Source organism: Nitratiruptor sp. YY08-26, assembly GCF_016593215.1.
Classification (GTDB): Bacteria; Campylobacterota; Campylobacteria; order Campylobacterales; family Nitratiruptoraceae; genus Nitratiruptor; species Nitratiruptor tergarcus.
Genome location: NZ_AP023063.1, coordinates 211,526 through 234,093, shown reverse-complemented (window position 1 = coordinate 234,093; position 22,568 = coordinate 211,526). Strand labels below are relative to the sequence as shown.

Here is a 22,568-nt window from a genome sequence, read left to right as displayed (position 1 = left end):
TCACATATAGTTGATTATTTCATCGATATCATTATTTTCATTTACAAGCACTATCGTTGGTTCGTAATGAGTTAATTCATCCTCACTCATATATGCATATGCCACTATAATGATTTTATCTCCTGGATGCGCTTTTCTTGCTGCAGCGCCATTGAGACAAATTTCGCGTTTTCCTCGCTCACCTTTAATAACATAGGTTTGAAAGCGCTCACCGTTATTGATATTGAGAATATCAACCTTTTGGCCAACACGAAGTTTTGCTGCCTCCATAAGCTCTTCATCGATAGTGATGGAGCCAACATAGTTTAAGTTGGCATCTGTCACTGTCGCACGATGTATTTTGCTATAGAGCATCTCTATTTGCATTCTTACGCTCCACCTGCCATTTTAATAACATCAGCTATACTCATTGGCTCATCCCAATACTCTTTTGGAATTAAATACTCTTGGACTGGATTTCCACCAATAATATGCTCTTCTATAATTCTATCAATTTTTTCCTTATCTAACCCAACATACATATAGTGCCCAGGCTCTACAAGCATAACTGGTCCTAATTGACATCTATTGAGGCACCCTGTACGCACAGGCTGTACTGCAGCAATGATACCCTTTTCCATCAATTTTTGCGCTAAATGTTGAAAAAGTTGTTGACTTTCAGGATTATTTGCACTCACACAGCTTGGTTTTGGAAAGCCTGGAGGTGCTGATTGCTCACACTTGAATATATAAAATGTTGGTTGAGGGATTCCCATACTAGCTCCTTTTTTAATTAATACAATTTTTGTCTGAATTGTAGCAATAATTCATCATAGATGCATTAAATATATAGAATAAATAAATTACTTAAGTAGCTTCCAAACATTAACTTTCTATTATTTGCTCGACTATCTCTCTATCATTAAAAGGTATTTTCTCCCCCTCTATTTCCATATACTCTTCATCACCTTTACCTAATATTAAAAGTATTTCATCTTTTTTGAGATTTTTTATAGCGCGTTTAATTGCCTCTTTTCTATCTTCAATTTTTTCAACTTGTACATCTGTATTAATACCCTGGGCAATATCCTCAATTATAGTAGATGGGTTTTCTCTTCTTGGATTATCGTTCGTTAGATAGATTCTTGTACAAAATCTACTTGCTATATTTCCCATTTTTGCTCGCTTATCCCTATCTCTCTCTCCTCCGGCACCAAAAACTGCAACGATTTTTTTGCCAGGGAAGGATTCGAAAACCTTTTGCATGCCATCTGGTGTATGCGCAAAATCAATAATAATGAGAGGTTTTGTAGATACAACCTCCATGCGTCCTTTCACACCAGCAAAATTTTCAACTACATCACAAATCTTTTGCAATTCTTCATTCGTAACAATGTGCACTGCACCAATAGCTGCAGTGAGATTATAAAGATTGAAGAGTCCTTGCAAGGAAGAATGGAAATCTGCCATTTGCGAACCAAACTGGATAACTCCACTTATGCCATTTTCTAAAGAGTAAGCAACAATCTGGTATGTTGCTGGCTCTTCAACTGCATATGTGCGAGTATTTTTGAGATTATATTGAAGGTTTTTATCCTCTTTGTTGATAAGTTTGGTAGATTCATCTGCAAAAAATGCACTTTTTGCAGCCACATAGTTTTGCAGTGTTTTATGGTAATCAAGATGATCTTGCGAAATATTTGTAAAGACTTTAAGTAAAAAATCGAGCCCTTCTATTCTGTTTTGTACAATTGCATGAGAGCTCACCTCCATGCAAAAATAATCACATCCTCTCTTTTTTGCTGCAAAAAGATGCGATACCGTTTCCAAAATAGAAGGTGTTGTTAAAGATTTATTGCCTAACTGTTCATCCGCAACAAAAAAGCCTCGTGTCCCTTGCAGTGCAGCTTTGAATCCTAGATCATTGAGCAATGAATATATTGCGGCAGCTGTTGTCGTCTTTCCATTGGTACCTGTCACACCTATAATTTTGATATTTTGTAATTGCAACTCTTCTATCAACTCTTTTGGAGTGATAGTTTCGCAGCTATGAGAAAAATATTTTCTATTTTGATCAGTAAGTAAGAAGAGATCAGTATTTTTTATTTCAGCAGTGTTATCTGTAATTTTTTTGCCATGAAAATCGACTATCATGCTTTCTCACTATGAAGCTTTTCAAAAAACTCTTGTAATTTCTCATCGGTTGGATAGAGCTTAGAAGCATCTTCTAGGTAGCTATAGACTATATCGGTAAATCCATTTTCTATGAGATTTTCTATAAAATCGAAAAAATCATTTTTTTGTGTAATAATAACTTTGGTACTAAACATAATATCTTCAAAAGCTCGCTTGAAACTTCCTCTATTTGCAACAATTTCTTTAAAATCTTTGTACGTGATTCCCTCCATTGCAACAGTTGAATTTTCATTTTCAAAACTTTCTACAAAACTTCTTTGCGAATCTTCTAATGTTTTTAACATTTCTAATACACGTTTTTCTGGTTCTTCTTCACCCTCTTCTTTGAGAATAATGTAAAAATCAAAAAGTGCTAATGCTTCCTCCTCATCTTCACTTGCTAGATCACATAGTATAACACCTAGATGTGCCTCTTTATTTGTAGGCTCTAATTGTAAAACGCTATTATAGTTTTGCAATGATACTTGAAAATTTTTTTTCATAAAACTCTCTGCAGCTTTTTGCAAAAGCTTCTTCTTATCCATTATTATGCTCGTCTCCTTCATATTGTGCTGCTATATCTTCCCATTGATCTTCATATCCAGGTGGTATATTGACAACTTCTATATCAGGATGAATATCAATTTTTAGCTGTCTTTCTACTCCATATTTGAGAGTATTTCCAGCCGCACTACACCCTACACATGCTCCTCCAAGTTGCACAAATACTTTTCCATTTTTTACACCGAGTAACTTGATATCTCCTCCATCGAGTGCTAGCATAGGTTTTAATTTTTCTATCACTCTCTCTACTGCTGGATAGAGATCTTCATCAGTAAATGGTAAACTCATAGTAGGCCTTTTTTAGAAGGAATATAGTTTAATTGTTATTATAGGTAGCTGAAAAAAATTTTTTAATTGCAATAGTGCAAGAATTTCGAGGCAAAAGCCTCGGAAGTATTATACAAATTCAATAAAAGCCATAGGTGATGCATCGCCTCTTCTGACTCTCGTACGTACTATACGAGTATAACCACCATTTCTCTCTTTATATCGAGGTGCAATTTCATTGAGAAGCTTTTTAGTAGCTTCTTTATCTTGAAGATATGCAAACACTTCTCTGTGAGCATTAAAATCACCTACACGTGCTTTAGTAACTAACTTTTCTATATAACTGCGCAAAGTTTTTGCTTTCGCAACAGTTGTTTCTATTTTTTCATTCATTATGAGTGCTATAGCAAGATTTTTTAAAAGTGCTTTTCTGTGAGCACTTGTTCTACTGAGTTTTCTATATCCATGCTTATGTCTCATGACTTATCCTTTAGATTTTATCTGTTGTATCTTCTCAGCAATAGTGGACTTCATCTGTGGTGTCATAGACTCTACATCCACGTCTAGATCTTCTAATCTCTCTTCAATTTCATCGAGAGATTTTTTGCCAAGATTTTTAATATTTTTTAATTCATCTTTATCCATAAGAAGGAGTTCTCCTACATACTCTACACCTGCTCGTTGCAATGAGTTATAGCTACGTGCACTTAGTCCTAGAGCATCTATTTTTTCAAAAAATATCTGCTCATTTTGAGCACCATTTTTCGCACTTCCACCTTCGATGAGTGTGATATCATTATTGAATATAGCAAGTTGATTGTAAAGAACGTCTAAAGCCATTTTTAAAGCTTTTACAGGATCAACCTGCCCATCTGTTTCGATATCAAAAACAATTTTTTCATAGTTAGGATTATCTTCAACGAGAACATTTTCAATTGTATAAACAGCTTTTTTAACTGGTGTGAAGAATGCATCCAATGGAATAAAACCTTCTGGCAAAGACTCTCTTATTGCTTCGCTTGGAACATATCCTATTCCCTTTTTCACAATAACTTCAAAATTTAGCTGTGCATCTTCATTTAGGGTTGCTAAAAAATTATCTGGAGTCACCACTTCAATTTCATCATTAGATAGATCTTTTCCGTAGAGCTCTTTTGGACCAGAGAACGAAAACGAAACAGTAACGTTGTCTTTTTCTTCATCTATGATTTTGAAACGGATATTTTTAAGATTGATAATAAATTCAGCAACATCCTCTAACATACCTCTGACGCTATCAAATTCGTGTTGTACACCTTCTATTTTGATTCCAACAGGTGCATATCCTACTGTACTGCTCAATAGTAGTCGTCTTAGAGGATGTGCAATAGAAATTGCATATCCGCTCTCATATGGATATACATTCAGTCGAATGTGATTCTCTTTTATCTTCTCTACTTCAAGATTTGTTGGAACCGATGGTGTTACTTTTATTCTATTCATTGCCTACTCTCTTTTGTGAATTTTTCCCGAGCAGAGCTCGGAGCTATTTATTATTTAGAGTATAGCTCTACAATCAATCTCTCTTCGACAGGAATCTCTACTTCACTTCTCTCTGGGATTCTTGTAAAAATTCCAAATACTTTCTCTTTATCTACATCAACCCAAGGCACAATCCCAGTTTGATTTGTTAGTTCAAGAGCTCTTTGTATTTGAGGATTGTTTTTACTCTTTTCGCGGATTTCAATTTTTTGTCCAGGTTTTACTCTATATGAAGGAATATTTACCCGTTTTCCATCTACAAGTACATGACCATGGTTTACAAGTTGTCGTGCAAATCTTCTTGTTGTCGCAAAACCCATACGATATACTACATTATCAAGTCTTTGCTCAAGAAGCTTAATAAGGTTCTCCCCCGTATTACCTTCCATTCTGTTCGCTTCTTTAAACAGGTTTCTAAATTGCTTCTCAGCAACACCATACATAAACTTTGCTTTTTGCTTTTCACGAAGTTGCAATCCATATTCACTAATTTTACTTCTTCTTTGTCCATGCTGTCCTGGCGGATAAGGCCTTTTGTCAAGTGCACTTTTGCCAGCAAGTCTTCTTTCACCTTTAAGCGCCAGGCTAACACCCAAACGTCTTTCAATCTTTTCAACCGGACCTCTATATCTTGCCATCTATGTCTCCTAACTCAAAAATATTTTAGCTTCTTGTGTGGCGTGCCGTTTTAAATTAGACTCTTCTTCTTTTTGGAGGTCTACATCCATTGTGTGGTAAAGGTGTGATATCTTTGAAAAAGAGCACCTTAATACCTTCAATTGCTCCTACACTTTTTACAGCGGTATCTCTACCACTTCCTGGGCCTTGTACTTTGATACCCACTTCTTTGATGCCATGCTCTTTAGCTTTTGTCATCGCATCTTCAACAGCTTGCTGTGCTGCAAAAGGAGTAGATTTTTTGCTCCCTTTAAATCCAAGGCTACCAGCACTACTCCATGCAATAACATTTCCCATTTCATCTGTAACAGTTACAACAGTGTTGTTAAATGTAGCGTTAATATAGACAACACCTCTGGCTATATTTTTCTTAACAACCTTTTTTCTAACTCTTCTTTTTGCCATCTATCAGTCCTTTACTTTGCACCTACAGTTTTTTTCTTACCTTTGCGTGTTCGCGCATTAGTTTTAGTTTTCTGCCCTCTTACTGGAAGTCCACGTCTATGGCGAAGGCCTCTATAGCATCCAATATCCATCAAAGCTTTTATATCCATAGCAACTTTACGTCGCAAATCCCCTTCAACCATATAGTTTTCTCGGATATGCTTGTTGATGCTTGCCACTTCATCTTCAGTAAGTTCATAAACTCTTTTGTCATAACTGATACCTACAGCATCAAGTATCTTTCTTGATGTTGTGAGCCCAATTCCATATACATAAGGAAGAGCATACTCTATTCTTTTATTTTTAGGAAGATCTACACCTGCTATCCTCGCCATGTACTATCCTTGTCTTTGTTTATGTTTTGGATTGACGCAGATTACTCTTACTACGCCTTTTCTTTTAATGATTTTGCACTTATCGCACATCTTCTTTACAGATGGTCTTACTTTCATAAGAATACTCCTTAAAAAATTTGGCACTTGTAAACGGCACGCGTAGGCTTGATGAGCCACCCAAGCCAATCCTTGTAAGAACAGTGCCACATCTTACAAAGATTCTTCCCACAGTTTCCAAAAAGGGATGTAATTATACTTAAGAATTGCTTAATTTAAGCTTATTTATATCTAAAAGTTATGCGGCCTTTATCAAGGCTATATGGTGTCAATTCTACTTTTACTTTATCACCAGGAAGTATTTTGATATAGTGCATGCGCATCTTACCTGCAATATGGCATAAAACTACATGCCCATTTTCTAACTCTACGCGAAACATTGCATTTGGCAATGCCTCTTTAACTATACCATCAACCTCAATCACATCATCTTTTGCCATATTATTCCTCCTTACTTAAAATTTCTGCCTTGCCGCCTATCACGGCTACTGTATGCTCATAGTGACTTCCTCGCAAACCATCTTCGCTCACCACAGACCATTTATCCTCTAATATCTTTGGGGTTCCGAGTTTTTGGCATATCATCGGCTCTAAACAAAAAACCATACCCTCTTTTATTTTTGGTCCACTTTTTGGCGAGCCATGCTCAAGATAGTTAGGAATTTCAGGCTCTTCGTGCGGTTTGCGACCAATTCCATGCCCACAAAAGCCATGAAGCGGCTGATATCCACGAGATTTTATAAATTTTTCTATTTCATAGCTGAGCTCTTTAAAACGCATACCAGGTTTTATTATCTCTATAGCAAAATAGAGTGTATCTTTTGCTATTTGTATAAGAGCTTCATCGTTTTTTGAAATATTTCCAACTCCAACTGTTACAGCTGCATCTCCATACCATCCATCAATTTCTGTTCCGATATCGAGTCCTATGATATCTCCGTCTCGGAGTTTATAATCAGTTGGTATACCGTGTATAATCACTTCGTTGACAGATGTACATACCGAAGCTGGAAAACCGTACAATCCCTTAAAAGATGGTCTAGCACCATGTGATCTGATAAACTCTTCTCCCATAGCGTCTATCTCTTTGAGAGAGACGCCGGGTTTACACTGCTGTGATAGGTAATTGAGGGTTTTTGCAACAATGATATTTGCTTTGCGTAGTTTTTCAATTTCGGAGGGCTTTCGTATAGCTATAGCCATTAAAGCCCTACCGCACTGAGTGTTTGATATTTATTCATATATATTTGCGCTTCTATCTTTCGCATAGTATCAAGTGCTACTTGTACAACGATGAGTACTGCTGTACCTCCAAAGTAGAAAGGAACACCCATCAACTTTACCAGTATCCATGGAAGAGTAGAGATTATGCCAAGGTAGAGTGCACCCCAAAATGTCAATCTACTTGCTACCTCATTGAGATATTCTGCTGTAGGCTCACCTGGACGAACACCCGGAATAAATCCTCCTTGGCGCTTGAGATTGTCTGCAATATCTTTTGCATTGAAAACTATAGAAGCATAGAAGTAGGCAAAAAATACAACAAGAAAGAACATCAATACATTAAAAATAAAGCCGTTTGGATTGAGAATATCGGCAATTCTTTGCACAATAGGATTGGTACTTGATTGCAATATTGTTGACGGGAACATCAAAATAGCTGATGCAAAGATTGGTGGTATAACACCACTTAAGTTTACTTTGATAGGGATATAGTTCATAATACGCTTTTTTTGATTTTGCATCAGAACTTTTCTCGAATATGAGACTGGTACACGGCGCTCCGCTAGCTCCACATAAATAATGAAACCAACTGTTATAAGAATGATTGCAACAATAGCAATAAGTATCAAGAAGTTGAGTTCACCAGTATTTACAAGATTTACCGTTCCTGCAATAGCACTTGGAATTCCTGAAACAATACCAGCAAAAATGATAAGCGATATACCATTACCTATGCCTCTTTGGGTAATTTGCTCCCCAATCCACATCAGTATCATTGTTCCTGCTAGCATACTAATTGCAGCAATAGTTACAAATGTAGGCATATCAATCATGATGGCACTTTCACCGCCTCTGCCTGTAAGGCTCTGTAACCCTATAGAAACACCAATTGCTTGCACAAGAGTAATGGCTATAGTAGCATAGCGGATGATTTGCATATATTTCACCATTCCGTCACGCTCTTTTTTCATCTGTGCAAGTGTTGGGAAAGTTGCGGCAAGAAGTTCCATAATAATTGAAGCCGTAATGTAAGGCATGATACCTAGTGATATTATCGATAATCGTCTTACAGCATTACCGCTAAACATATTGAACATACCCAAAGCATTACCTGCTTGTGTATCAAAAAACTCTTTAACGATATCGATATTAACTCCAGGGACAGGCACATACGCCAATACCCTGTAGAGAAAGAGGAATCCAAGCGTTATGAGGATTTTGTTAACTAATGATTTGCTCATTATTTTTGTCCACTAAAAGAGATATTTTCATCTTTGATATTAGACACGATCTCTTTTACACTACTCCCTATCAATTTCACTTTAGTTACATATTTTGGTAACTTATAAACTTGTTTGATATTTTCTATTGTTATTTCATCAAGATTAGCTACTTTTTTCACTTTGTCTACATTAATTGCTACTGGTTTTTCTACTCTTGAGGTAAATCCGATTTTAGGTAGTCTTCTTTGTAATGGTTGCTGACCACCTTCAAAACCTCTTTTTTGCGAATAACCAGTTCTACTCTTTTGTCCCTTTTGCCCTCTTGTGGCAGTTTTACCCATGCCACTTCCTTGACCACGACCTACTCGTTTTGTTTTATACGTGCTGCCAGGAGCTGGTTGTAGATTATGTAATGCCATTTCCTATCCTTATGCTTTTATTCTCTCTAATGCTTCGATAGTTGCTCGAACCAATGTAGCAGGATTGTTTGAACCAAGTGATTTTGTCAAAATATCCTTCACTCCTGCAAGTTCCAATACAGGACGTGCAGCACCACCAGCTATCACACCGGTACCTGGACTTGCAGGTTTAAGTAAAATTTTACTTGCATTGTATTTATGCTCTATATCATGAGCAATAGTGGTACCTTTGATATTTACAGTCGTGATGTTTTTAAAAGCATTGTCAATAGCTTTTTTAATTGCATCTGGTACCTCTTTGGCTTTGCCAATACCGTAGCCTACATGTCCTTTTTTGTCTCCGACAACTACAAGGGCACTGAAACGAAATCTTCTACCACCTTTGACAACTTTTGTTACACGGCTAATATTGACCACAACCTCTTCAAACTCTTCTCTATTATACTTTTCCATACGCTATCCCCTAAAACTTGATTCCATTTTCTCTAAGTGCATCTGCAAAAGACGCAACAACACCATGATAAAGAAAACCGTTTCTATCAAAAACGATTGTTTCTATGCCTAGGGCCTTCAATTTTTCAGCCATTTGCTCAGCTATTTTTTTCACATCCTCTCTATTTGCTTTAAGGCCCATTTTTGCTCCATCTGCATAAGCAAGTGTATGTCCTTTTGTATCATCTATAGCTTGTGCATAGAAATGTCTGTTTGACTTGAATATAGAAAGACGAGGTCTTTGTGCTGTACCAGTCACTTTACCTCGTACACGTCTTTTTCTTTTAATTCTCAATCTATTTTTTCTTCTTTGAACGCTCTCTCTCATTGCCTACCCTTTACTTCTTAGCTGTCTTACCGGCTTTTCTAATAATTACTTCGTCTACATACTTCACGCCTTTTCCTTTGTAAGGCTCAGGCGGTCTGAAGCTTCTAATTTCCGCTGCAACTTGGCCAACTTTTTGTTTGTCATGTCCTTTGATGCTGATAATATTTTTTTCAACACTTATTTGTATTCCCTCTGGAATAGAATAATTTATAGGATGAGAAAATCCAAGTTGCAACTCCAGCTCTTTTCCTTTTACTTGTGCTCTGTAACCAACACCATTGATTTCAAGCTTCTTCTCAAAGCCTTTTGTTAGTCCTTCGATAGCATTATTTGCCAAAGCTCTATACGTTCCCCAAAAAGCACGACTCTGCTTATCTTCCCCTACTGGAGAAAAAACAATTTTATTATCTTCAATTTTTACATTTACTCTATTGCCATATTCAATTTCTTGGGATAGATTTCCTTTTTTAACAATCAATTTCCCATTTTCTGCTTTTACTTCTACCCCACTTGGGATAGCTACAGGCTGTTTACCTATTCTACTCATCTCTTTCCTTTATACGATATTTCTACGATTGCTCGAATGGATATCGTATTACCAAACACTACAAAGCACTTCGCCGCCAACACCCAAGCGGTAAGCTTCATCGTTAGGTAACACACCTTTACTTGTACTTACAATAATTGTTCCATAGCCATTTTTAAATCGTTTTATTTCATCTTTGCCTTTATACACGCGGCGACCAGGCTTTGAAATTCTTTTGATCTCATTTATAACAGGTTTTTTCTTTTTTCCCGCTTCTTCATATTTTAATACAACATTTATAAACTTTTTGTTGCCCTCTTCAACAACTTTATAGCTCTCTATATAGCCTTTTTCTTGTAAAATTTTTACGATTGACTCGACTATTTTTGAATAGAGCAACTTTGTAACTTCTTGTCCTCGCATTGAAGCGTTTCTGATTCTTGTTATAGAGTCAGCGATCATATCATTAATCATTCTTTTTTCTCCTTCATGAATATCTAATAGGGTTCGTGCATTGCACGCTACCTATTAGTGAATTACCAACTTGATTTTTTAACGCCTGGCAACAAACCTTCATTTGCCATTTTTCTCAAACAGATTCTACAGAGTCCAAAATCTCTATAAACAGATTTTGGTCTTCCACATATACGGCATCTCGTATATGCACGTACTTTGAACTTTGGCTTTCTTTTTGCCTTTGCTATCATACTTTTCTTAGCCATTATCTACCACCTTTTGCAAATGGAAATCCTAGAAGCTCGAGAAGCTTGTATGCCTCTTTATCACTCTCTGTTGTTGTTACAATCGTAATGTTCATCCCGTGTGTTTTGATAATATTATCATAATCTATCTCTGGGAACATCAACTGCTCATCGAGACCAAAATTGTAATTTCCTCTTCCATCAAATCCATTTTTCGGAAGGCCACGGAAATCTTTCACCCTTGGAAGAGCAATATAGATAAGTTTTTGTAGAAAATTCCACATACGATCACCACGAAGTGTTACTTTAACACCAACAGGCATACCTTCACGAATTTTAAAACCTGCTTCACTTCTTTTTGCTTTTGTAACAACTGCATGCTGTCCAGCAAGCAAACTGATAGTGTCTTGAATATTTTGCATCAATTTACTATCTCTGCTTGCCTCTCCAGCACCAACGCTAATTACAATTTTTTCAAGATTTGGAATGAGCATAGGGTTTTTAAGCTCAAGCTCTTTTACAAGAGCTGGTCGCACTTTTTCTTGATAATTCTGTTTTAATTCCAATGTCATGATGCGCCACCTTCTACTTTGCGAACATTAGAGATATGAATTGGCATCTCTTTATTGATAAATCCACCTTCAGGATTTTGTTCGCTTGGTTTAACTGCTTTTTTAGCTACTTTACATCCAGCAACGATTACAGCCTCTTTTTTGGGAAGCACCTTGAGTACTTCACCAGTTTTTCCTTTATCATCACCAGCGATAATTTCTACTATATCGCCTTTTTTAATCTTAAGCTTTGCCATTAAAGCACCTCCGGTGCAAGTGAAACTATTTTCATGAAGTTTTTATATCTTACTTCCCTACTAACAGGTCCAAAAATACGTGTTCCAATAGGCTCATTTTTGTTGTCAAGAATAACTGCTGCATTGTCGTCGAAACGAATAAGAGAACCATTTTCTCTTTGGATCTCTTTTTTTGTTCGCACGACAACAGCTTTGACAACTTGACCTTTTTTAACTTTACCATTTGGTATTGCTTTTTTTACTGATGCTACAATCACATCGCCAACAGAAGCGTATCTTCTCTTTGAACCACCTAATACTTTAATACACATAATCTCTTTTGCGCCGCTATTATCTGCGACATTGAGTCTTGTAAAACTTTGGATCATTATTTAACTCCTGCCTGAACAATCTCTTTTAGTCGAAAAGACTTTCTCTTTGAAATTGGTCTACATTCGACGGCAGTAATCACATCACCGACATTTGCTTCATTCTTTTCGTCATGCACCAAATATTTTTTGAATCTTTTTACAATTTTGTGATATTTTGGGTGCACAACTTTTCTCTCTACAAGTAACGATACAGTTTTATCGCCACTTTTTTTGATCACTGTTCCTTGAATTACTCTTTTGTAAGCCATTACCCAGCCCTTCTTTTCTCCGCAATAGCGGTTTTGATTCTTGCGATATCTTTTCTTGTTTTTCTTATTTGGCTAGTATCTTGGAGCTGCATAGTTTTAAGCTGCATACGAAGCTTAAATAGCTCCACCTTTTTATCCTTCAACATCCCCTCGAGCTCTTGTAGGCTCTTATCTTTTAGCTCAGTATATTTCATTTTCACTCTCTTGTGTCACGATTTTTGTTTTGAATGGGAGTTTATATCGTGCAAGATCAAGAGCTTCTCTTGCTAAGCTCTCTTCAACACCAGCCATTTCATATATAATACGGCCTGGCTTGATGTTCATTACCCATTTTTCTACGCCACCTTTACCTTTACCCATTCTCGTTTCAAGAGGCTTTTTAGTCAAAGGTTTGTCAGGAAAAACGCGAATCCAAATCTTTCCAGTTCTTTTAACCTTTCTCGTCATTGCAACCCTTGCTGCTTCAATTTGACGAGAATCTATACGACCATGTTCAACCGCTTTAATTCCAATATTTCCGAAAGCAAGACTATTGCCTCTATAAGCTTTTCCGCGGTTTCTGCCTTTTTGCTGTTTTCTATATTTTGTTTTCTTTGGCATTAACATGATTAACTTCTCCTTCTTGGAGCTCTACGTCTTGGTCTTTCTCTCTTTTCAGGTTGGATACCTTTTTGCAGTACCTCACCTTTGAAGATCCAGACCTTTACACCGATTACTCCATACGTAGTATAAGCTTGCGCAAATCCATAATCGATTTTTGCTCTAAGTGTATGCAATGGAACGCGTCCTTCAAGGTACCATTCCCGTCTTGCCATCTCAGCACCGCCAAGACGTCCTGCAACTTGTACCTTGATACCTTTCACACCAGCTTTTTGCGCTGCTTGCATCACTTTTTTCATTGCTCTTCTAAATGCAACACGTCTCTCAAGCTGTGTGGCAATATTTTCTGCTGCAAGCTGTGCTGATGCTTGTGGACGCTTCTCTTCTTTGATATTGATAAAGACCTCTTTACCTACGAGTCTTTGTAATTTCTCTTTGAGTTTTTCAATATCAGCACCCTTTTTCCCAATGATAATACCAGGTCGTGCTGCAACAATCGTAACACGAAGTTTCTTCGCAGTTCTTTCTATTATAATATTGCTGATACCTGCATAGTAAAGCTCTTTTTTGAGAAAATTTCTAATTTTGTTATCTTCCTCTACTCTTTCAGGCATTTTATTGTAATCAGGAAACCATCTAGATTCCCAATTTCTATTGATCCCAAGTCTAAGTCCAATCGGATTTACTTTTTGACCCATTAGCTATCCTTCTTTTGCGCAACTTCGACATATACATGAGAAGTCGGTTTCATAATTCTGCTTGCACGACCTCTCGCTCTTGGTCTAAATCTCTTCAAATATGGCCCACGATCCACTCTGCAAGAAGTGATAGTAACCTCTTCAGGCTCATATCCGCCATTCGCAACTGCACTTGCGATAACTTTTGATATCACTTTTGCAGCCTTGTTAGGCATAAACTCTAGTGCTGCTAATGCCTCTTCGGCATTCATACCCTGCACCTCACGAGCTATTAGTCTCGCTTTTGTCGGTGAGAGTCTGATAAATCTCAAAATAGCTTTACTCATCACCTATCCTTATTTACCTATTTTCTTTTGGACTGAACCTTTGTGCCCTTTAAAAGTACGTGTTGGAGCAAATTCACCGAGTTTAAACCCAACATGGTTTTCAGTAATATATACAGGCACAAATTGTCGTCCATTATGAACATTAATTGTCAAACCTATCATTTCGGGTACGATGGTGCTTCTTCTTGACCAAGTTTTGATAGGTTTTTTATCTCCGCTCTCTTTTGCTTTGAGCACTTTTTTCATGAGATGGTCATCTACAAATGGACCTTTTTTAATACTTCTTGCCATCTTCTACCCTCTTATTTCTTTCTTCTTGAGATTATAAGCTTATCACTAGGTTTCTTACGTCGTGTCTTATAACCTTTAGTTGGCATACCCCAAGGTGTAACAGGGTGACCACTAGGACCAGTTTTACCTTCACCACCACCGTGTGGGTGATCTACAGGGTTCATTGCAGAACCTCTTGTTTGTGGTCTAATACCTCTATGGCGGTTACGACCCGCTTTTCCAATAACCATATTGATGTACTCTTCATTTCCCACAACACCAACAGTGGCCATACACTCACCAAGCACTTTTCTCATCTCTCCACTAGGAAGTCGCAAGATTACATATTTGTCCTCACGTCCCATTATTTGTGCATAGGCTCCTGCACTTCTAGCAAGCTGTCCACCATGGCCAGGACTGAGCTCAATATTGTGTACGAGTGTACCTACAGGGATATTTTTTAGTTTCATTGCATTTCCAGGAAGGACATCAAGTCCACTCTCTGCAGCCTGAACAGTATCTCCTACTTTAAGGCCGCTTGGTTGTAATATGTATCTCTTATCTCCATCTTTATAAACTATAAGTGCAATACGGCAATTTCTATATGGATCGTACTCGATAGTCGCTACACGTCCAGGAACGCCATATTTATTACGTTTAAAATCGATGATACGATAGAGTTTTTTAGCTCCAGCCTCTCTATGGCGAGAAGTTATGCGTCCTTGATTGTTTCTTCCAGCACGTGCAGGAAGTTTTACAAGGAGCTTTCTCACACTTGGCTTGGCTGTAATGTCGCTGCTGTCAACAACGCTCATAAATCTACGACTAGGCGTATACGGTTTATATTTTTTTATTGCCATTTTCTATCCTTACACCGCTAGACTTTCTATATTTGCGCCTTCAGGCAACTTCACATAGAATTTTTTATAGTTATCTCTTTTACCTTCAATTCCTCTAAATCTCTTTGTTTTTCCCTTCATGCGAAGAGAATTGATTTTTACAGGATTAACACCAAAATACTCTTTAAGAATTGTTTTGAGCTGGTTTTTTGTTACTTTATCACTTGTTTGTACAACAATATATCCCTCTTCTTGAAGGCCCAAGCTCTTTTCTGTATAAACGATTGATTTGATATCTGTTATATCTGCCATCTTAGCCCTCTTTTACTATTTTTTCCCAAACTGGTTTTTCGATAACTACAGCTCTAAAAGCAGCTGCAAGATATGCATTGAGTTCGTTTGGTTCGATTAGGTATGCATTTGGCAAGTTTCTAAAAGCCAAGAATGTCTTTTCATCAATATTCTCTTTGACAAACAGTGCGTCTCTTGCTCCAATTTTATTTACAAGTGCAGCAGCATCTTTTGTTTTGCCAGACTCCACTGCAATACTATCAACTACAAAAAGCGCTCCGTTTTCTGCTTTTTCATTCAGTGCAAACTCAAGAGCTTTTCTTTTTTGCTTTTTGTTTATCTTTTGCGTATAGTTTTTAGCATTTGTTGGTCCGAATGCTACACCACCGCCTACAAAAAGGGGACTTCTAATTGAGCCCGCTCTTGCACCACCTCTACCTTTTTGTTGCCATGGCTTTCTTCCACCACCTCTAACTGCCGATCTATTTTTTGTATGTGCGTTATTTGCTCGCAGATTTGCAGCATACGCTTTTACGTACAGATAGAGATTATGCGGGTTGATCCCTTGAAAATTTTCTGGCAATGCTGCTTCACCAGCTCGCTCAAATTTCTCGTTCAATACTACCGCTTTACTCATTTGACTATCCTTATTCTACCTAGTGCGCCGTTTGGTCCAGGAATCGAACCTTTTACTACCAAGATTTTATTTTCTGGATCGAAACTTACTACCTCATTTTGTACAGTTACTTTTTTATTGCCGTACTGTCCAGGCATTTTTTGTCCAGGCATAATGCGTCCTGGCCATTCACACATACCAACTGAACCTGGTGCTCTGTGGAATCGTGAACCGTGACTATCTGGACCTCCACCAAAATTCCATCTCTTTACAACACCACTAAAACCGCGCCCTTTTGAGTTGAAGCTCACTTTCACTCTTTTAGCTTCACTAAGTGGTGCAACATCAAGATCTCCGGCTTCACTATTTGCAACTTTGAGTGTTACAAATCTATTAAACTCAGGTGAGAGACCATATTTTTTTTGCTGTCCCTCAATCGCCTTATTTTTTCTCTTGCCATGTGCATAAGCAACAATCGCTTTATTGTCACCAACAATTTCACAAACTTTAGCTTCTTTCACTTTGAGCAGTGTTACAGGTATACTCGGTATATTTATTGTTCTGCTCATTCCGATTTTTTCTACAATATATTCCATTTACTCCCCTTACTCACCCATTGACCTGACTTCAACATCCACTTCTGGTGCCAAGTCGAGTTTCATTAATGAATCAACTGTATCAGGTGTTGCTGATACGATATCGATAAGTCTCGAATGAATTCTAATCTCAAACTGCTCACGCGAATCTTTGTTGATATGCGGTGATCTGAGTACCGTATATTTTCTTATTTTTGTAGGTAAGGGAATTGGGCCTCTGATTTCTGCCCCTGTTCTCTTCACAGCCTCTACGATTGCAGAGACACTTCTATCCAAAACCCTATGATCATAAGCGCGAAGCTTCAATCTAATCTTTTCCATCTGAGCCTTTCACAAAGAACTTGTTGCCGAAGCAACCTAATTTGGAGTTTGAATTATAGACAAAGCAATTTGCAAAATCAAGAGTTTTGGCTATAATTTGTACAATTTATTTCCTTTATGGAAGGAAAAATGAGAACACTTGAATATTTCTATGAGCACAGCCTAACAAAACACACCTTTTTACCAAGAAAAGTTGATATTACGCTCGCTTCTAAGATCCTACTTACTGGACCAAAGTTTTGTGGTAAATATTCTATTATCCAGTCCTTTTTACAAAGCCATTTTGATCAAAAAGAGCTGCTTTTTATAAATTTTGATGATGTACGTAGTCAAAGTATTGCTTATGATGAAATAGAGCCATTTATTGAAAAAAATAGTATCAAAGCAGTAGTACTTTATGGCATAAAAAAACCCTTCTCTTTACCAAATGCACCATATCTCATCATAATTTCTCATAATAATGTAGAAATTGATGGCTTTATGCATTATCATCTAAGCAATCTTGATTTTGAGGAGTATCTCCTTTTTGAAAAAAGAGCCGATATTAAAGTGATATTTAATAATTTTTTAAAAAATGGAAATTATCCAGAGCTCTCAAAAATAGCAGATTTCAAAAAAGATAAATATTTTCAAGAACTTCTTTTTCTTACTTTCAAAGAAGATTTTCAGATTTTCAAAGAGATAGCCTTCTATCAAGGATATACTACATCTATCTACTTTCTTTTCAATCGCATCAAAGAGCGCCATAAAATTTCAAAAGACAGGTTTTATACACTTTTTGAAAGCTGGCAAAGAGACAGATATATCTATGCAGTAGAAAAATATAACGCAAAAAGAGCTGCAAAAAAGCTCTTTTTTCATGATTTTACTATTAAATCAAGGCTCTTTACACAAAAAGAGTTTCCAAAAATTTTTGAAAATATGGTATTTTTGGAGATCACTCATAAAGAGGTTTTTTATATTGAACCTCTTGGTTTTTATATTCCTAGTGAAGAGCTGCTGATTCTCTCTATCCCTTTTGGAAATGAGGCGAGAATCCAAGAAAAAATCGATCATGTCCTCACAAAAAATCACATTGCTATAAAAAAGATCGAAGTAGTTACTGTAGGCAGTAGCTTTACTTACTACATTAAGAACATCCAATGTGAAATTCTTCCCTTTTACGCCTGGGCAGTAGGGAAGGAGTAGCTATTTTTATGAGAATTAATTTATTGGAGACAATATGAAAATTTGTGGCATCGATGAAGCGGGACGTGGACCACTGGCAGGGCCTTTGGTAATAGCAGGTGTAGTATTTACGAAAAGAGTCTACAAATTAGATGATTCAAAAAAACTCTCAGCACAAATGAGAGAAAAGCTCTATGAGCGCATAGTCAATGCTGCAGTGTATAAAATAGTGATTATCGATAATGAAATAATCGATCAAAAAGGAATCTCTGCCTCCATTACCCAAGGTCTGAGAGATATTATAAGTGCCCTCGAGGCGCAAAAATATATCTTCGATGGCAACTCCAAATTTGGCGTAGAAAAAATTGAGCCAGTTATTAAAGCAGATCAAAACATCAAAGAGGTGATGGCAGCATCCATCCTTGCAAAAGTCACGCGAGATCGCATCATGTGTGAAATGGACAGACTCTATCCAGAATATGGTTTTTGCAAACATAAAGGCTACGGCACAAAAGAGCATATTGCAGCAATCAAAAAGTACGATTTTTGTCCTATTCATAGAAAAAGCTTTCGCCCAAAAGCACTGCAGCCAACACTTTTTTAATCTATTCACTTCATTCTAAGAAATCTACTATAATTTTGAAAAACAACTCCTAGGAGAGCCCATGCATACCATAAAGTGTCCAAACTGTGGCTATGAAATCGATATTAACCAGACACTCTATGAAGAGATCGAAAAAGCGGCCAAAGCAAAGCTGCAAAAAGAGATAGAAGAGCATAGAAAAATATATAAAGATGAGATGGCAAAACTCAAAGCCCAGCAAGAAGAGATTAAAGCTAAAGAGGCTGCCATTGAAGCCAAAGTAGCACAAAAAGCGCAAGAAGCCCTAATAAAAGAACGCATCAAACTAGAGCAAGAACTTAAGGCTAAAATTGCCAGCGAGCAAGCAACAATTATAGAAAGTCTTAGAAAAGAGCTCGAAGAAAAGAGCAACCAAGTAAAAGAGCTCAATGAAGCAAAAATTGAGATAGAAAGACTTAGACGCCAAAAAGAGGAGGCTGTGCAACAAGCCAGGCTTCAAGCCCAAAAAGAATTAAACGAAGAGCTTGCCAAAGAGAAGGAGCGTCTTGCAAAACAGATAGCGCAAGAGAATGAACTTAAACTCAAAGAGAAAGAGAAGCAACTCGAAGATCTCAAAGCAAAACTCGCTGAAGCCCAAAGAAAAGCAGAGCTGACCTCTCAACAGCACCAAGGCGAGGTGCAAGAACTAGCAATTGAGGAGTACCTACAAAATCAATTCCCATTTGATTCTATAGAAGAAATTAAAAAAGGACAGCGGGGAGCAGACTGCCTACAGATTGTCAATACTAGAGAGCTGGCAAACTGTGGAAAAATCTATTACGAAAGCAAGCGTACCAAAGAGTTTCAAAAGGGCTGGATCGAAAAACTCAAAACCGATATGCGAGAAATCGGCGCTGATATTGGAGTAATTGTCACTGAAGCAATGCCAAAAGATATGGAGCGTATGGGGCTTATAGATGGAGTTTGGGTATGCAACTTTGAAGAGTTTAAAGCTTTAAGTTTTATTTTGCGCCAGCATATCATTCAGCTTGCCCATACAACGCGATCGATGCAAAATCGCAGCGACAAGATGAGTCTGCTCTATCGCTATCTCACTTCAAATGAGTTTAAAATGCAAATTGAAGCGATTGTAGAGGGCTTTACGCAGATGCAAGAGGATCTTGATAAAGAAAAAAGAGCGATGCAGCGTCTTTGGAAACAGAGAGAAAAGCAGATTCAAAAGGTGCTTGACAGCACTATTTCGCTTTATGGCTCAATAAAAGGGATTGCTGGCAATGCCATTGGCCACATTGAGCTTCTTAGCCTTCCCTATGAAGAGGATCAAGCATAGAGGCTAAGGGTGCCTTTCTCATTTTTAGGAGGCTGGAGACTTTTTTGCACAAGCTCTTCCATCATCTGCTTAGTCTGCTCTATACTTTTTTTGAGCAGACTCACTGCAATCTGCTCTTTTGTTTGGCGTGTTAATGTCATAATAGCATATTGTGCTACATCTGCTACTTTCATCTTGGCTCCTTTACACTTATTATCGGCAATTTTTGTTTTTACGATAGTAGTAATAAAATACCCCAGCTACCAAGATCATTACAATAGCTATAATAACATGCGTTGCAGATTTTATCTTCTCCTCATTCTCACCAATAAAGTAGCCAAGGGCTAGCAAAATACCACACCACAATCCAGCACCCAAAAAGGTATAAAGAGCAAAAGAAGTAAGCCTCATGCGCCCTATACCAGCTGGCAGTGAGATGTATTGGCGAATTCCTGGAATAAGTCTTCCCCAAAAGGTGCTTGGATGCCCATACTTTTCAAAAAAATCTTCTACTTTTTTCAAAGACTCCTCTTTTAAAAAGAGATATTTTCCATATGTTTCTAAAAATGGACGCCCAAGCTTATGACCAAGGTAGTAGTTAAAGAGTGCTCCGGCCAAACTCCCCCCAGCACCAGCAAGCCATGCTGCAATAAGACTCATCTCTCCTTTACTAGCAAGATAACCAGCCGGCACCATCGCAACTTCACTAGGAAAAGGAAAAAAGGAGCTTTCCAAAAACATCATAACAAAGATGCCAATATAACCAAGATCTCCTACTGTATTGACAACCCAAGCTACAATATCATGCATTGTAGATCTTTTGAAGATTTTCAAGTTTACTTGTAGCATTGAGCAGAAGCATATCAGCTAGAACCAATGCCATCATCGCTTCAGCTACTACACTCCCACGCGCTGCTACAAATGGATCATGACGTCCTTTGAGCTCTACTTCAACTTCATTGCCATCAATATCGATAGAGCGCTGCTTTTGAAAGATAGAGGGAGTTGGTTTAAAGTAAACTTTTGCAATTATCTCTTCGCCATTACTGATGCCACCAAGAATCCCACCTGCATTATTGCTTACAAACCCCTGTGAAATTATCTCATCATTGTTCTGGCTCCCCTTGAGGCGACTTGCTTCACACCCATTGCCTATCTCAACCGCTTTTGCTGCATTGATACTCATAAGTGCTTCAGCAAGCACCGCATCAAGCTTGTAGTATATTGGCTCGCCAAGTCCAACAGGAACTCCCCGCGCACGCACAAGCACTGCTCCACCTACGCTATCATGCGCCTCTTTTGCCTTAAGTATCGCCTCTTTTTGCTGCTCTTCTACACTGGGATCAAGGGCAAATATCTCACTTGTACGCGCATGATTGAAATCAAGCTGCTTAGCTTTAATGCCAGCAACCTCAACAACTCCAGCTTCAACCCCAATGCCAAACTCTCTTAACAGCAGCTTTGCTACTGCCCCTGCTGCCACACGTGCTGCAGTTTCTCTTGCACTACTTCTCCCACCCCCACGATAATCTCTTATGCCATACTTATAATAATAGGTAAAATCTGCGTGCCCTGGGCGAAAGATATCTTTGATATTTGAATAATCACGACTCTTTTGATCTTTGTTAAATATCACCATACTTATTGGAGTTCCTGTAGCTTTACTTTCAAAGACGCCGCTGAGGATCTCTACTTTGTCACTCTCTTTTCTTGCAGTTGCAAACTTGCTTTTTCCAGGACGCCTGCGATCTAGCTCACTTTGGATAAACTCCTCATCGATTTTTAACCCAGCAGGTACACCATCGACAACACACCCAATCGCTTTGCCGTGAGATTCGCCAAAAGTAGTAAAGCGAAACTTGATTCCAAAACTATTCATTTTCAGCCTTTAATTTTTGCAAAGCGATCTTTGCTGCCTCTTGCTGTGCTGCTTTTTTGCTCCGCCCTTTAGCAGTAGCAACTGTCTCATCATTGAGCAAAACTGCCACTTCAAACTCTTTTTTGTGATCAGGCCCAGAAGATCCTATCAGTTTATAAGTAGGTGTCACACCGTAGCGTGCTTGCGTAAGCTCTTGAAGGGTGGTTTTATAATCTTTAAAAAGTGCATTGAGATCGATTCTTGGATAGACCTCTTCTAAAAGGGCTAAAATAATCTCTCGTACCTTCTCAAGCCCCTTTTCTAAATAGATTGCCCCCATAACCGCTTCAAAAGCGTTTGATAGCAGGCTTGGTTTTGTTCGCCCATGATTATTCTCTTCAGCCTGGGAGATATAGATATATTTTCCGATGTTAAGCTTTTGAGCTAATTTTGCAAAACCCTCTTCATTGACAATAGATGCACGTAGTTTCGAAAGCTCACCCTCATTTGCCTTTGGCAGTTTTTTAAATAGATACTCCCCCACAATGAGATCGAGCACCGCATCACCCAAAAACTCTAGTCGCTCGTTATTCACTGGACTCTTATAGCTCTTATGTGTGAGTGCCTCTTTGAGCAGCTCTTTATTTTCAAATTCGTATCCCAAACGATCTTGGAACTCTTGTAAATTTTGCATCGTTTCTCCTCTTTCAGAGGCCACAATACTACCCATTGCT

At 37.9% G+C, this 22,568-nt stretch carries 41 protein-coding genes; 3 read left to right on the top strand and 38 right to left on the bottom strand.

Translation table 11 applies throughout. From position 1 onward, the window contains the following. The 34 genes from panD to rpsJ all read right to left on the bottom strand — a co-directional run bounded on the left by panD (window position 1) and on the right by rpsJ (window position 16,917). Window positions 1–366, bottom strand: coding sequence for an aspartate 1-decarboxylase (panD, locus tag JG738_RS01430; protein WP_201337991.1), 366 nt, complete (start codon window positions 364–366; stop codon window positions 1–3). 2 nt (window positions 367–368) lie between these two features. Then, entirely contained in the window at window positions 369–755 is a 387-nt protein-coding gene (locus JG738_RS01425; RefSeq protein WP_084275190.1) for a ferredoxin, read from the bottom strand. A gap of 109 nt (window positions 756–864) precedes the next feature. Continuing rightward, window positions 865–2,133, bottom strand: a complete 1,269-nt coding sequence (locus JG738_RS01420) for a UDP-N-acetylmuramoyl-L-alanyl-D-glutamate--2,6-diaminopimelate ligase (RefSeq protein ID WP_201337990.1) — start codon at window positions 2,131–2,133, stop codon at window positions 865–867. After that, window positions 2,130–2,699, bottom strand: coding sequence for a hypothetical protein (locus JG738_RS01415; protein WP_201337989.1), 570 nt, complete (start codon window positions 2,697–2,699; stop codon window positions 2,130–2,132). The genes JG738_RS01420 and JG738_RS01415 overlap by 4 nt, the downstream gene beginning before the upstream one ends. Beyond that, on the bottom strand, window positions 2,692–3,006 hold the full coding sequence (locus JG738_RS01410; RefSeq protein ID WP_084275187.1) for a NifU family protein: 315 nt from the start codon (window positions 3,004–3,006) through the stop codon (window positions 2,692–2,694). The genes JG738_RS01415 and JG738_RS01410 overlap by 8 nt, the downstream gene beginning before the upstream one ends. A gap of 108 nt (window positions 3,007–3,114) precedes the next feature. Then, the gene (rplQ, locus tag JG738_RS01405; protein ID WP_201337988.1) at window positions 3,115–3,465 is read right to left on the bottom strand and encodes a 50S ribosomal protein L17; all 351 of its coding nucleotides are present in this window, start codon (window positions 3,463–3,465) and stop codon (window positions 3,115–3,117) included. Window positions 3,466–3,468: 3 nt separating this feature from the next. After that, window positions 3,469–4,467, bottom strand: coding sequence for a DNA-directed RNA polymerase subunit alpha (locus JG738_RS01400; RefSeq protein ID WP_201337987.1), 999 nt, complete (start codon window positions 4,465–4,467; stop codon window positions 3,469–3,471). A gap of 50 nt (window positions 4,468–4,517) precedes the next feature. After that, window positions 4,518–5,144 (bottom strand): 30S ribosomal protein S4, encoded by a 627-nt coding sequence (gene rpsD / locus JG738_RS01395; protein WP_084275184.1) that lies wholly within the window; start codon window positions 5,142–5,144, stop codon window positions 4,518–4,520. A gap of 55 nt (window positions 5,145–5,199) precedes the next feature. Beyond that, complete coding sequence (rpsK, locus tag JG738_RS01390; RefSeq protein WP_084275183.1) at window positions 5,200–5,589, bottom strand: 30S ribosomal protein S11; 390 nt, start codon at window positions 5,587–5,589, stop codon at window positions 5,200–5,202. An 11-nt stretch (window positions 5,590–5,600) separates the two neighbouring features. Next, complete coding sequence (gene rpsM / locus JG738_RS01385) at window positions 5,601–5,963, bottom strand: 30S ribosomal protein S13 (protein WP_084275182.1); 363 nt, start codon at window positions 5,961–5,963, stop codon at window positions 5,601–5,603. Window positions 5,964–5,966: 3 nt separating this feature from the next. After that, complete coding sequence (rpmJ, locus tag JG738_RS01380; protein WP_084275181.1) at window positions 5,967–6,080, bottom strand: 50S ribosomal protein L36; 114 nt, start codon at window positions 6,078–6,080, stop codon at window positions 5,967–5,969. A 161-nt stretch (window positions 6,081–6,241) separates the two neighbouring features. Then, window positions 6,242–6,460 (bottom strand): translation initiation factor IF-1, encoded by a 219-nt coding sequence (infA, locus tag JG738_RS01375; protein ID WP_012081621.1) that lies wholly within the window; start codon window positions 6,458–6,460, stop codon window positions 6,242–6,244. 1 nt (window position 6,461) lies between these two features. After that, complete coding sequence (gene map / locus JG738_RS01370) at window positions 6,462–7,223, bottom strand: type I methionyl aminopeptidase (RefSeq protein ID WP_201337986.1); 762 nt, start codon at window positions 7,221–7,223, stop codon at window positions 6,462–6,464. Then, window positions 7,223–8,485 carry a preprotein translocase subunit SecY gene (gene secY / locus JG738_RS01365; protein WP_084275179.1) on the bottom strand — a complete coding sequence of 421 codons (1,263 nt, stop codon included), beginning with the start codon at window positions 8,483–8,485 and terminating at the stop codon, window positions 7,223–7,225. Before secY ends, map begins: the two co-directional genes overlap by 1 nt. Beyond that, the gene (gene rplO, locus JG738_RS01360) at window positions 8,485–8,886 is read right to left on the bottom strand and encodes a 50S ribosomal protein L15 (RefSeq protein ID WP_201337985.1); all 402 of its coding nucleotides are present in this window, start codon (window positions 8,884–8,886) and stop codon (window positions 8,485–8,487) included. The genes secY and rplO overlap by 1 nt, the downstream gene beginning before the upstream one ends. A 9-nt stretch (window positions 8,887–8,895) precedes the next feature. Continuing rightward, a complete protein-coding gene (rpsE, locus tag JG738_RS01355) occupies window positions 8,896–9,339 on the bottom strand; it encodes a 30S ribosomal protein S5 (RefSeq protein ID WP_084275177.1) in 444 nt (147 codons plus the stop codon). Between the two features lie 10 nt (window positions 9,340–9,349). Next, window positions 9,350–9,706 (bottom strand): 50S ribosomal protein L18, encoded by a 357-nt coding sequence (rplR, locus tag JG738_RS01350; protein WP_201337984.1) that lies wholly within the window; start codon window positions 9,704–9,706, stop codon window positions 9,350–9,352. 10 nt (window positions 9,707–9,716) lie between these two features. Further along, window positions 9,717–10,253, bottom strand: coding sequence for a 50S ribosomal protein L6 (rplF, locus tag JG738_RS01345; RefSeq protein WP_084275175.1), 537 nt, complete (start codon window positions 10,251–10,253; stop codon window positions 9,717–9,719). 48 nt (window positions 10,254–10,301) lie between these two features. Beyond that, complete coding sequence (rpsH, locus tag JG738_RS01340; RefSeq protein WP_084275174.1) at window positions 10,302–10,706, bottom strand: 30S ribosomal protein S8; 405 nt, start codon at window positions 10,704–10,706, stop codon at window positions 10,302–10,304. Between the two features lie 62 nt (window positions 10,707–10,768). Continuing rightward, the gene (locus tag JG738_RS01335; protein ID WP_084275173.1) at window positions 10,769–10,954 is read right to left on the bottom strand and encodes a type Z 30S ribosomal protein S14; all 186 of its coding nucleotides are present in this window, start codon (window positions 10,952–10,954) and stop codon (window positions 10,769–10,771) included. Next, window positions 10,954–11,505, bottom strand: a complete 552-nt coding sequence (gene rplE, locus JG738_RS01330) for a 50S ribosomal protein L5 (RefSeq protein WP_201337983.1) — start codon at window positions 11,503–11,505, stop codon at window positions 10,954–10,956. Before rplE ends, JG738_RS01335 begins: the two co-directional genes overlap by 1 nt. Beyond that, window positions 11,502–11,741, bottom strand: coding sequence for a 50S ribosomal protein L24 (gene rplX, locus JG738_RS01325; RefSeq protein WP_084275171.1), 240 nt, complete (start codon window positions 11,739–11,741; stop codon window positions 11,502–11,504). Before rplX ends, rplE begins: the two co-directional genes overlap by 4 nt. Then, window positions 11,741–12,109: a 50S ribosomal protein L14 gene (gene rplN / locus JG738_RS01320; protein WP_084275170.1), complete on the bottom strand. Its 369-nt coding sequence runs from the start codon at window positions 12,107–12,109 to the stop codon at window positions 11,741–11,743. Before rplN ends, rplX begins: the two co-directional genes overlap by 1 nt. After that, window positions 12,109–12,360: a 30S ribosomal protein S17 gene (gene rpsQ, locus JG738_RS01315; protein WP_084275169.1), complete on the bottom strand. Its 252-nt coding sequence runs from the start codon at window positions 12,358–12,360 to the stop codon at window positions 12,109–12,111. The genes rplN and rpsQ overlap by 1 nt, the downstream gene beginning before the upstream one ends. After that, window positions 12,360–12,554: a 50S ribosomal protein L29 gene (gene rpmC / locus JG738_RS01310; RefSeq protein ID WP_084275168.1), complete on the bottom strand. Its 195-nt coding sequence runs from the start codon at window positions 12,552–12,554 to the stop codon at window positions 12,360–12,362. The genes rpsQ and rpmC overlap by 1 nt, the downstream gene beginning before the upstream one ends. Beyond that, window positions 12,541–12,966: a 50S ribosomal protein L16 gene (gene rplP, locus JG738_RS01305; protein ID WP_084275167.1), complete on the bottom strand. Its 426-nt coding sequence runs from the start codon at window positions 12,964–12,966 to the stop codon at window positions 12,541–12,543. The genes rpmC and rplP overlap by 14 nt, the downstream gene beginning before the upstream one ends. Before the next feature lie 2 nt (window positions 12,967–12,968). Next, the gene (gene rpsC, locus JG738_RS01300; protein WP_201337982.1) at window positions 12,969–13,658 is read right to left on the bottom strand and encodes a 30S ribosomal protein S3; all 690 of its coding nucleotides are present in this window, start codon (window positions 13,656–13,658) and stop codon (window positions 12,969–12,971) included. Beyond that, a complete protein-coding gene (rplV, locus tag JG738_RS01295) occupies window positions 13,658–13,984 on the bottom strand; it encodes a 50S ribosomal protein L22 (protein ID WP_084275166.1) in 327 nt (108 codons plus the stop codon). The genes rpsC and rplV overlap by 1 nt, the downstream gene beginning before the upstream one ends. 9 nt (window positions 13,985–13,993) lie before the next feature. Continuing rightward, entirely contained in the window at window positions 13,994–14,275 is a 282-nt protein-coding gene (gene rpsS / locus JG738_RS01290) for a 30S ribosomal protein S19 (protein ID WP_012081604.1), read from the bottom strand. 11 nt (window positions 14,276–14,286) lie between these two features. Beyond that, complete coding sequence (rplB, locus tag JG738_RS01285) at window positions 14,287–15,114, bottom strand: 50S ribosomal protein L2 (RefSeq protein ID WP_201337981.1); 828 nt, start codon at window positions 15,112–15,114, stop codon at window positions 14,287–14,289. A 9-nt stretch (window positions 15,115–15,123) separates the two neighbouring features. Then, entirely contained in the window at window positions 15,124–15,405 is a 282-nt protein-coding gene (locus JG738_RS01280) for a 50S ribosomal protein L23 (protein WP_084275164.1), read from the bottom strand. Between the two features lies 1 nt (window position 15,406). Further along, window positions 15,407–16,021, bottom strand: a complete 615-nt coding sequence (gene rplD / locus JG738_RS01275) for a 50S ribosomal protein L4 (RefSeq protein WP_201337980.1) — start codon at window positions 16,019–16,021, stop codon at window positions 15,407–15,409. Continuing rightward, entirely contained in the window at window positions 16,018–16,596 is a 579-nt protein-coding gene (rplC, locus tag JG738_RS01270) for a 50S ribosomal protein L3 (RefSeq protein WP_084275162.1), read from the bottom strand. Before rplC ends, rplD begins: the two co-directional genes overlap by 4 nt. A gap of 9 nt (window positions 16,597–16,605) precedes the next feature. Continuing rightward, window positions 16,606–16,917, bottom strand: a complete 312-nt coding sequence (gene rpsJ, locus JG738_RS01265; RefSeq protein ID WP_084275161.1) for a 30S ribosomal protein S10 — start codon at window positions 16,915–16,917, stop codon at window positions 16,606–16,608. A 129-nt stretch (window positions 16,918–17,046) separates the two neighbouring features. Here rpsJ and JG738_RS01260 point away from each other — a divergent pair, with 129 nt between their 5' ends. From JG738_RS01260 to JG738_RS01250, 3 genes are all read left to right on the top strand, one after another. After that, window positions 17,047–18,105, top strand: coding sequence for an ATP-binding protein (locus tag JG738_RS01260; protein ID WP_201337979.1), 1,059 nt, complete (start codon window positions 17,047–17,049; stop codon window positions 18,103–18,105). A 34-nt stretch (window positions 18,106–18,139) separates the two neighbouring features. Continuing rightward, window positions 18,140–18,688, top strand: a complete 549-nt coding sequence (locus tag JG738_RS01255; protein ID WP_201337978.1) for a ribonuclease HII — start codon at window positions 18,140–18,142, stop codon at window positions 18,686–18,688. 61 nt (window positions 18,689–18,749) lie between these two features. Then, the gene (locus tag JG738_RS01250) at window positions 18,750–19,997 is read left to right on the top strand and encodes a DUF2130 domain-containing protein (protein ID WP_201337977.1); all 1,248 of its coding nucleotides are present in this window, start codon (window positions 18,750–18,752) and stop codon (window positions 19,995–19,997) included. Here JG738_RS01250 and JG738_RS01245 read toward each other — a convergent pair. The 4 genes from JG738_RS01245 to rnc are packed head-to-tail and all read right to left on the bottom strand — an operon-like array spanning window position 19,988 to window position 22,528. After that, the gene (locus JG738_RS01245; RefSeq protein ID WP_201337976.1) at window positions 19,988–20,170 is read right to left on the bottom strand and encodes a hypothetical protein; all 183 of its coding nucleotides are present in this window, start codon (window positions 20,168–20,170) and stop codon (window positions 19,988–19,990) included. The two genes, JG738_RS01250 and JG738_RS01245, sit on opposite strands and share 10 nt — an antisense overlap. 19 nt (window positions 20,171–20,189) lie before the next feature. Then, window positions 20,190–20,786 (bottom strand): DedA family protein, encoded by a 597-nt coding sequence (locus JG738_RS01240; RefSeq protein WP_201337975.1) that lies wholly within the window; start codon window positions 20,784–20,786, stop codon window positions 20,190–20,192. Next, window positions 20,779–21,855 (bottom strand): chorismate synthase, encoded by a 1,077-nt coding sequence (gene aroC, locus JG738_RS01235; protein WP_201337974.1) that lies wholly within the window; start codon window positions 21,853–21,855, stop codon window positions 20,779–20,781. Before aroC ends, JG738_RS01240 begins: the two co-directional genes overlap by 8 nt. Continuing rightward, a complete protein-coding gene (gene rnc, locus JG738_RS01230; RefSeq protein ID WP_201337973.1) occupies window positions 21,848–22,528 on the bottom strand; it encodes a ribonuclease III in 681 nt (226 codons plus the stop codon). The genes aroC and rnc overlap by 8 nt, the downstream gene beginning before the upstream one ends. Window positions 22,529–22,568 lie beyond the last annotated feature (40 nt).

Bases quoted from the DNA above. Each gene is read 5' to 3' on its own strand.
- rpsC (WP_201337982.1), bottom strand. From the start codon at position 13,658: ATGGGTCAAAAAGTAAATCCGATTGGACTTAGACTTGGGATCAATAGA.
- rnc (WP_201337973.1), bottom strand. From the start codon at position 22,528: ATGCAAAATTTACAAGAGTTCCAAGATCGTTTGGGATACGAATTTGAA.
- rplO (WP_201337985.1), bottom strand. From the start codon at position 8,886: ATGGCATTACATAATCTACAACCAGCTCCTGGCAGCACGTATAAAACA.
- panD (WP_201337991.1), bottom strand. From the start codon at position 366: ATGCAAATAGAGATGCTCTATAGCAAAATACATCGTGCGACAGTGACA.
- rplB (WP_201337981.1), bottom strand. From the start codon at position 15,114: ATGGCAATAAAAAAATATAAACCGTATACGCCTAGTCGTAGATTTATG.
- rplQ (WP_201337988.1), bottom strand. From the start codon at position 3,465: ATGAGACATAAGCATGGATATAGAAAACTCAGTAGAACAAGTGCTCAC.
- rpsM (WP_084275182.1), bottom strand. From the start codon at position 5,963: ATGGCGAGGATAGCAGGTGTAGATCTTCCTAAAAATAAAAGAATAGAG.
- rplN (WP_084275170.1), bottom strand. From the start codon at position 12,109: ATGATCCAAAGTTTTACAAGACTCAATGTCGCAGATAATAGCGGCGCA.
- map (WP_201337986.1), bottom strand. From the start codon at position 7,223: ATGGCTATAGCTATACGAAAGCCCTCCGAAATTGAAAAACTACGCAAA.
- rpsD (WP_084275184.1), bottom strand. From the start codon at position 5,144: ATGGCAAGATATAGAGGTCCGGTTGAAAAGATTGAAAGACGTTTGGGT.
- rpsS (WP_012081604.1), bottom strand. From the start codon at position 14,275: ATGGCAAGAAGTATTAAAAAAGGTCCATTTGTAGATGACCATCTCATG.
- rpsK (WP_084275183.1), bottom strand. From the start codon at position 5,589: ATGGCAAAAAGAAGAGTTAGAAAAAAGGTTGTTAAGAAAAATATAGCC.
- rplF (WP_084275175.1), bottom strand. From the start codon at position 10,253: ATGAGTAGAATAGGTAAACAGCCTGTAGCTATCCCAAGTGGGGTAGAA.
- rplD (WP_201337980.1), bottom strand. From the start codon at position 16,021: ATGAGTAAAGCGGTAGTATTGAACGAGAAATTTGAGCGAGCTGGTGAA.
- rplV (WP_084275166.1), bottom strand. From the start codon at position 13,984: ATGAGTAAAGCTATTTTGAGATTTATCAGACTCTCACCGACAAAAGCG.
- JG738_RS01245 (WP_201337976.1), bottom strand. From the start codon at position 20,170: ATGAAAGTAGCAGATGTAGCACAATATGCTATTATGACATTAACACGC.
- rplC (WP_084275162.1), bottom strand. From the start codon at position 16,596: ATGGAATATATTGTAGAAAAAATCGGAATGAGCAGAACAATAAATATA.
- rpsH (WP_084275174.1), bottom strand. From the start codon at position 10,706: ATGATTAATGATATGATCGCTGACTCTATAACAAGAATCAGAAACGCT.
- rpsJ (WP_084275161.1), bottom strand. From the start codon at position 16,917: ATGGAAAAGATTAGATTGAAGCTTCGCGCTTATGATCATAGGGTTTTG.
- infA (WP_012081621.1), bottom strand. From the start codon at position 6,460: ATGGCAAAAGATGATGTGATTGAGGTTGATGGTATAGTTAAAGAGGCA.
- JG738_RS01250 (WP_201337977.1), top strand. From the start codon at position 18,750: ATGCATACCATAAAGTGTCCAAACTGTGGCTATGAAATCGATATTAAC.
- JG738_RS01425 (WP_084275190.1), bottom strand. From the start codon at position 755: ATGGGAATCCCTCAACCAACATTTTATATATTCAAGTGTGAGCAATCA.
- rplP (WP_084275167.1), bottom strand. From the start codon at position 12,966: ATGTTAATGCCAAAGAAAACAAAATATAGAAAACAGCAAAAAGGCAGA.
- rplE (WP_201337983.1), bottom strand. From the start codon at position 11,505: ATGACATTGGAATTAAAACAGAATTATCAAGAAAAAGTGCGACCAGCT.
- rplR (WP_201337984.1), bottom strand. From the start codon at position 9,706: ATGAGAGAGAGCGTTCAAAGAAGAAAAAATAGATTGAGAATTAAAAGA.
- rplX (WP_084275171.1), bottom strand. From the start codon at position 11,741: ATGGCAAAGCTTAAGATTAAAAAAGGCGATATAGTAGAAATTATCGCT.
- rpsQ (WP_084275169.1), bottom strand. From the start codon at position 12,360: ATGGCTTACAAAAGAGTAATTCAAGGAACAGTGATCAAAAAAAGTGGC.
- secY (WP_084275179.1), bottom strand. From the start codon at position 8,485: ATGAGCAAATCATTAGTTAACAAAATCCTCATAACGCTTGGATTCCTC.
- JG738_RS01415 (WP_201337989.1), bottom strand. From the start codon at position 2,699: ATGGATAAGAAGAAGCTTTTGCAAAAAGCTGCAGAGAGTTTTATGAAA.
- rpmC (WP_084275168.1), bottom strand. From the start codon at position 12,554: ATGAAATATACTGAGCTAAAAGATAAGAGCCTACAAGAGCTCGAGGGG.
- JG738_RS01240 (WP_201337975.1), bottom strand. From the start codon at position 20,786: ATGCATGATATTGTAGCTTGGGTTGTCAATACAGTAGGAGATCTTGGT.
- JG738_RS01410 (WP_084275187.1), bottom strand. From the start codon at position 3,006: ATGAGTTTACCATTTACTGATGAAGATCTCTATCCAGCAGTAGAGAGA.
- rpmJ (WP_084275181.1), bottom strand. From the start codon at position 6,080: ATGAAAGTAAGACCATCTGTAAAGAAGATGTGCGATAAGTGCAAAATC.
- aroC (WP_201337974.1), bottom strand. From the start codon at position 21,855: ATGAATAGTTTTGGAATCAAGTTTCGCTTTACTACTTTTGGCGAATCT.
- JG738_RS01280 (WP_084275164.1), bottom strand. From the start codon at position 15,405: ATGGCAGATATAACAGATATCAAATCAATCGTTTATACAGAAAAGAGC.
- rpsE (WP_084275177.1), bottom strand. From the start codon at position 9,339: ATGGAAAAGTATAATAGAGAAGAGTTTGAAGAGGTTGTGGTCAATATT.
- JG738_RS01255 (WP_201337978.1), top strand. From the start codon at position 18,140: ATGAAAATTTGTGGCATCGATGAAGCGGGACGTGGACCACTGGCAGGG.
- JG738_RS01335 (WP_084275173.1), bottom strand. From the start codon at position 10,954: ATGGCTAAGAAAAGTATGATAGCAAAGGCAAAAAGAAAGCCAAAGTTC.
- JG738_RS01400 (WP_201337987.1), bottom strand. From the start codon at position 4,467: ATGAATAGAATAAAAGTAACACCATCGGTTCCAACAAATCTTGAAGTA.
- JG738_RS01420 (WP_201337990.1), bottom strand. From the start codon at position 2,133: ATGATAGTCGATTTTCATGGCAAAAAAATTACAGATAACACTGCTGAA.
- JG738_RS01260 (WP_201337979.1), top strand. From the start codon at position 17,047: ATGAGAACACTTGAATATTTCTATGAGCACAGCCTAACAAAACACACC.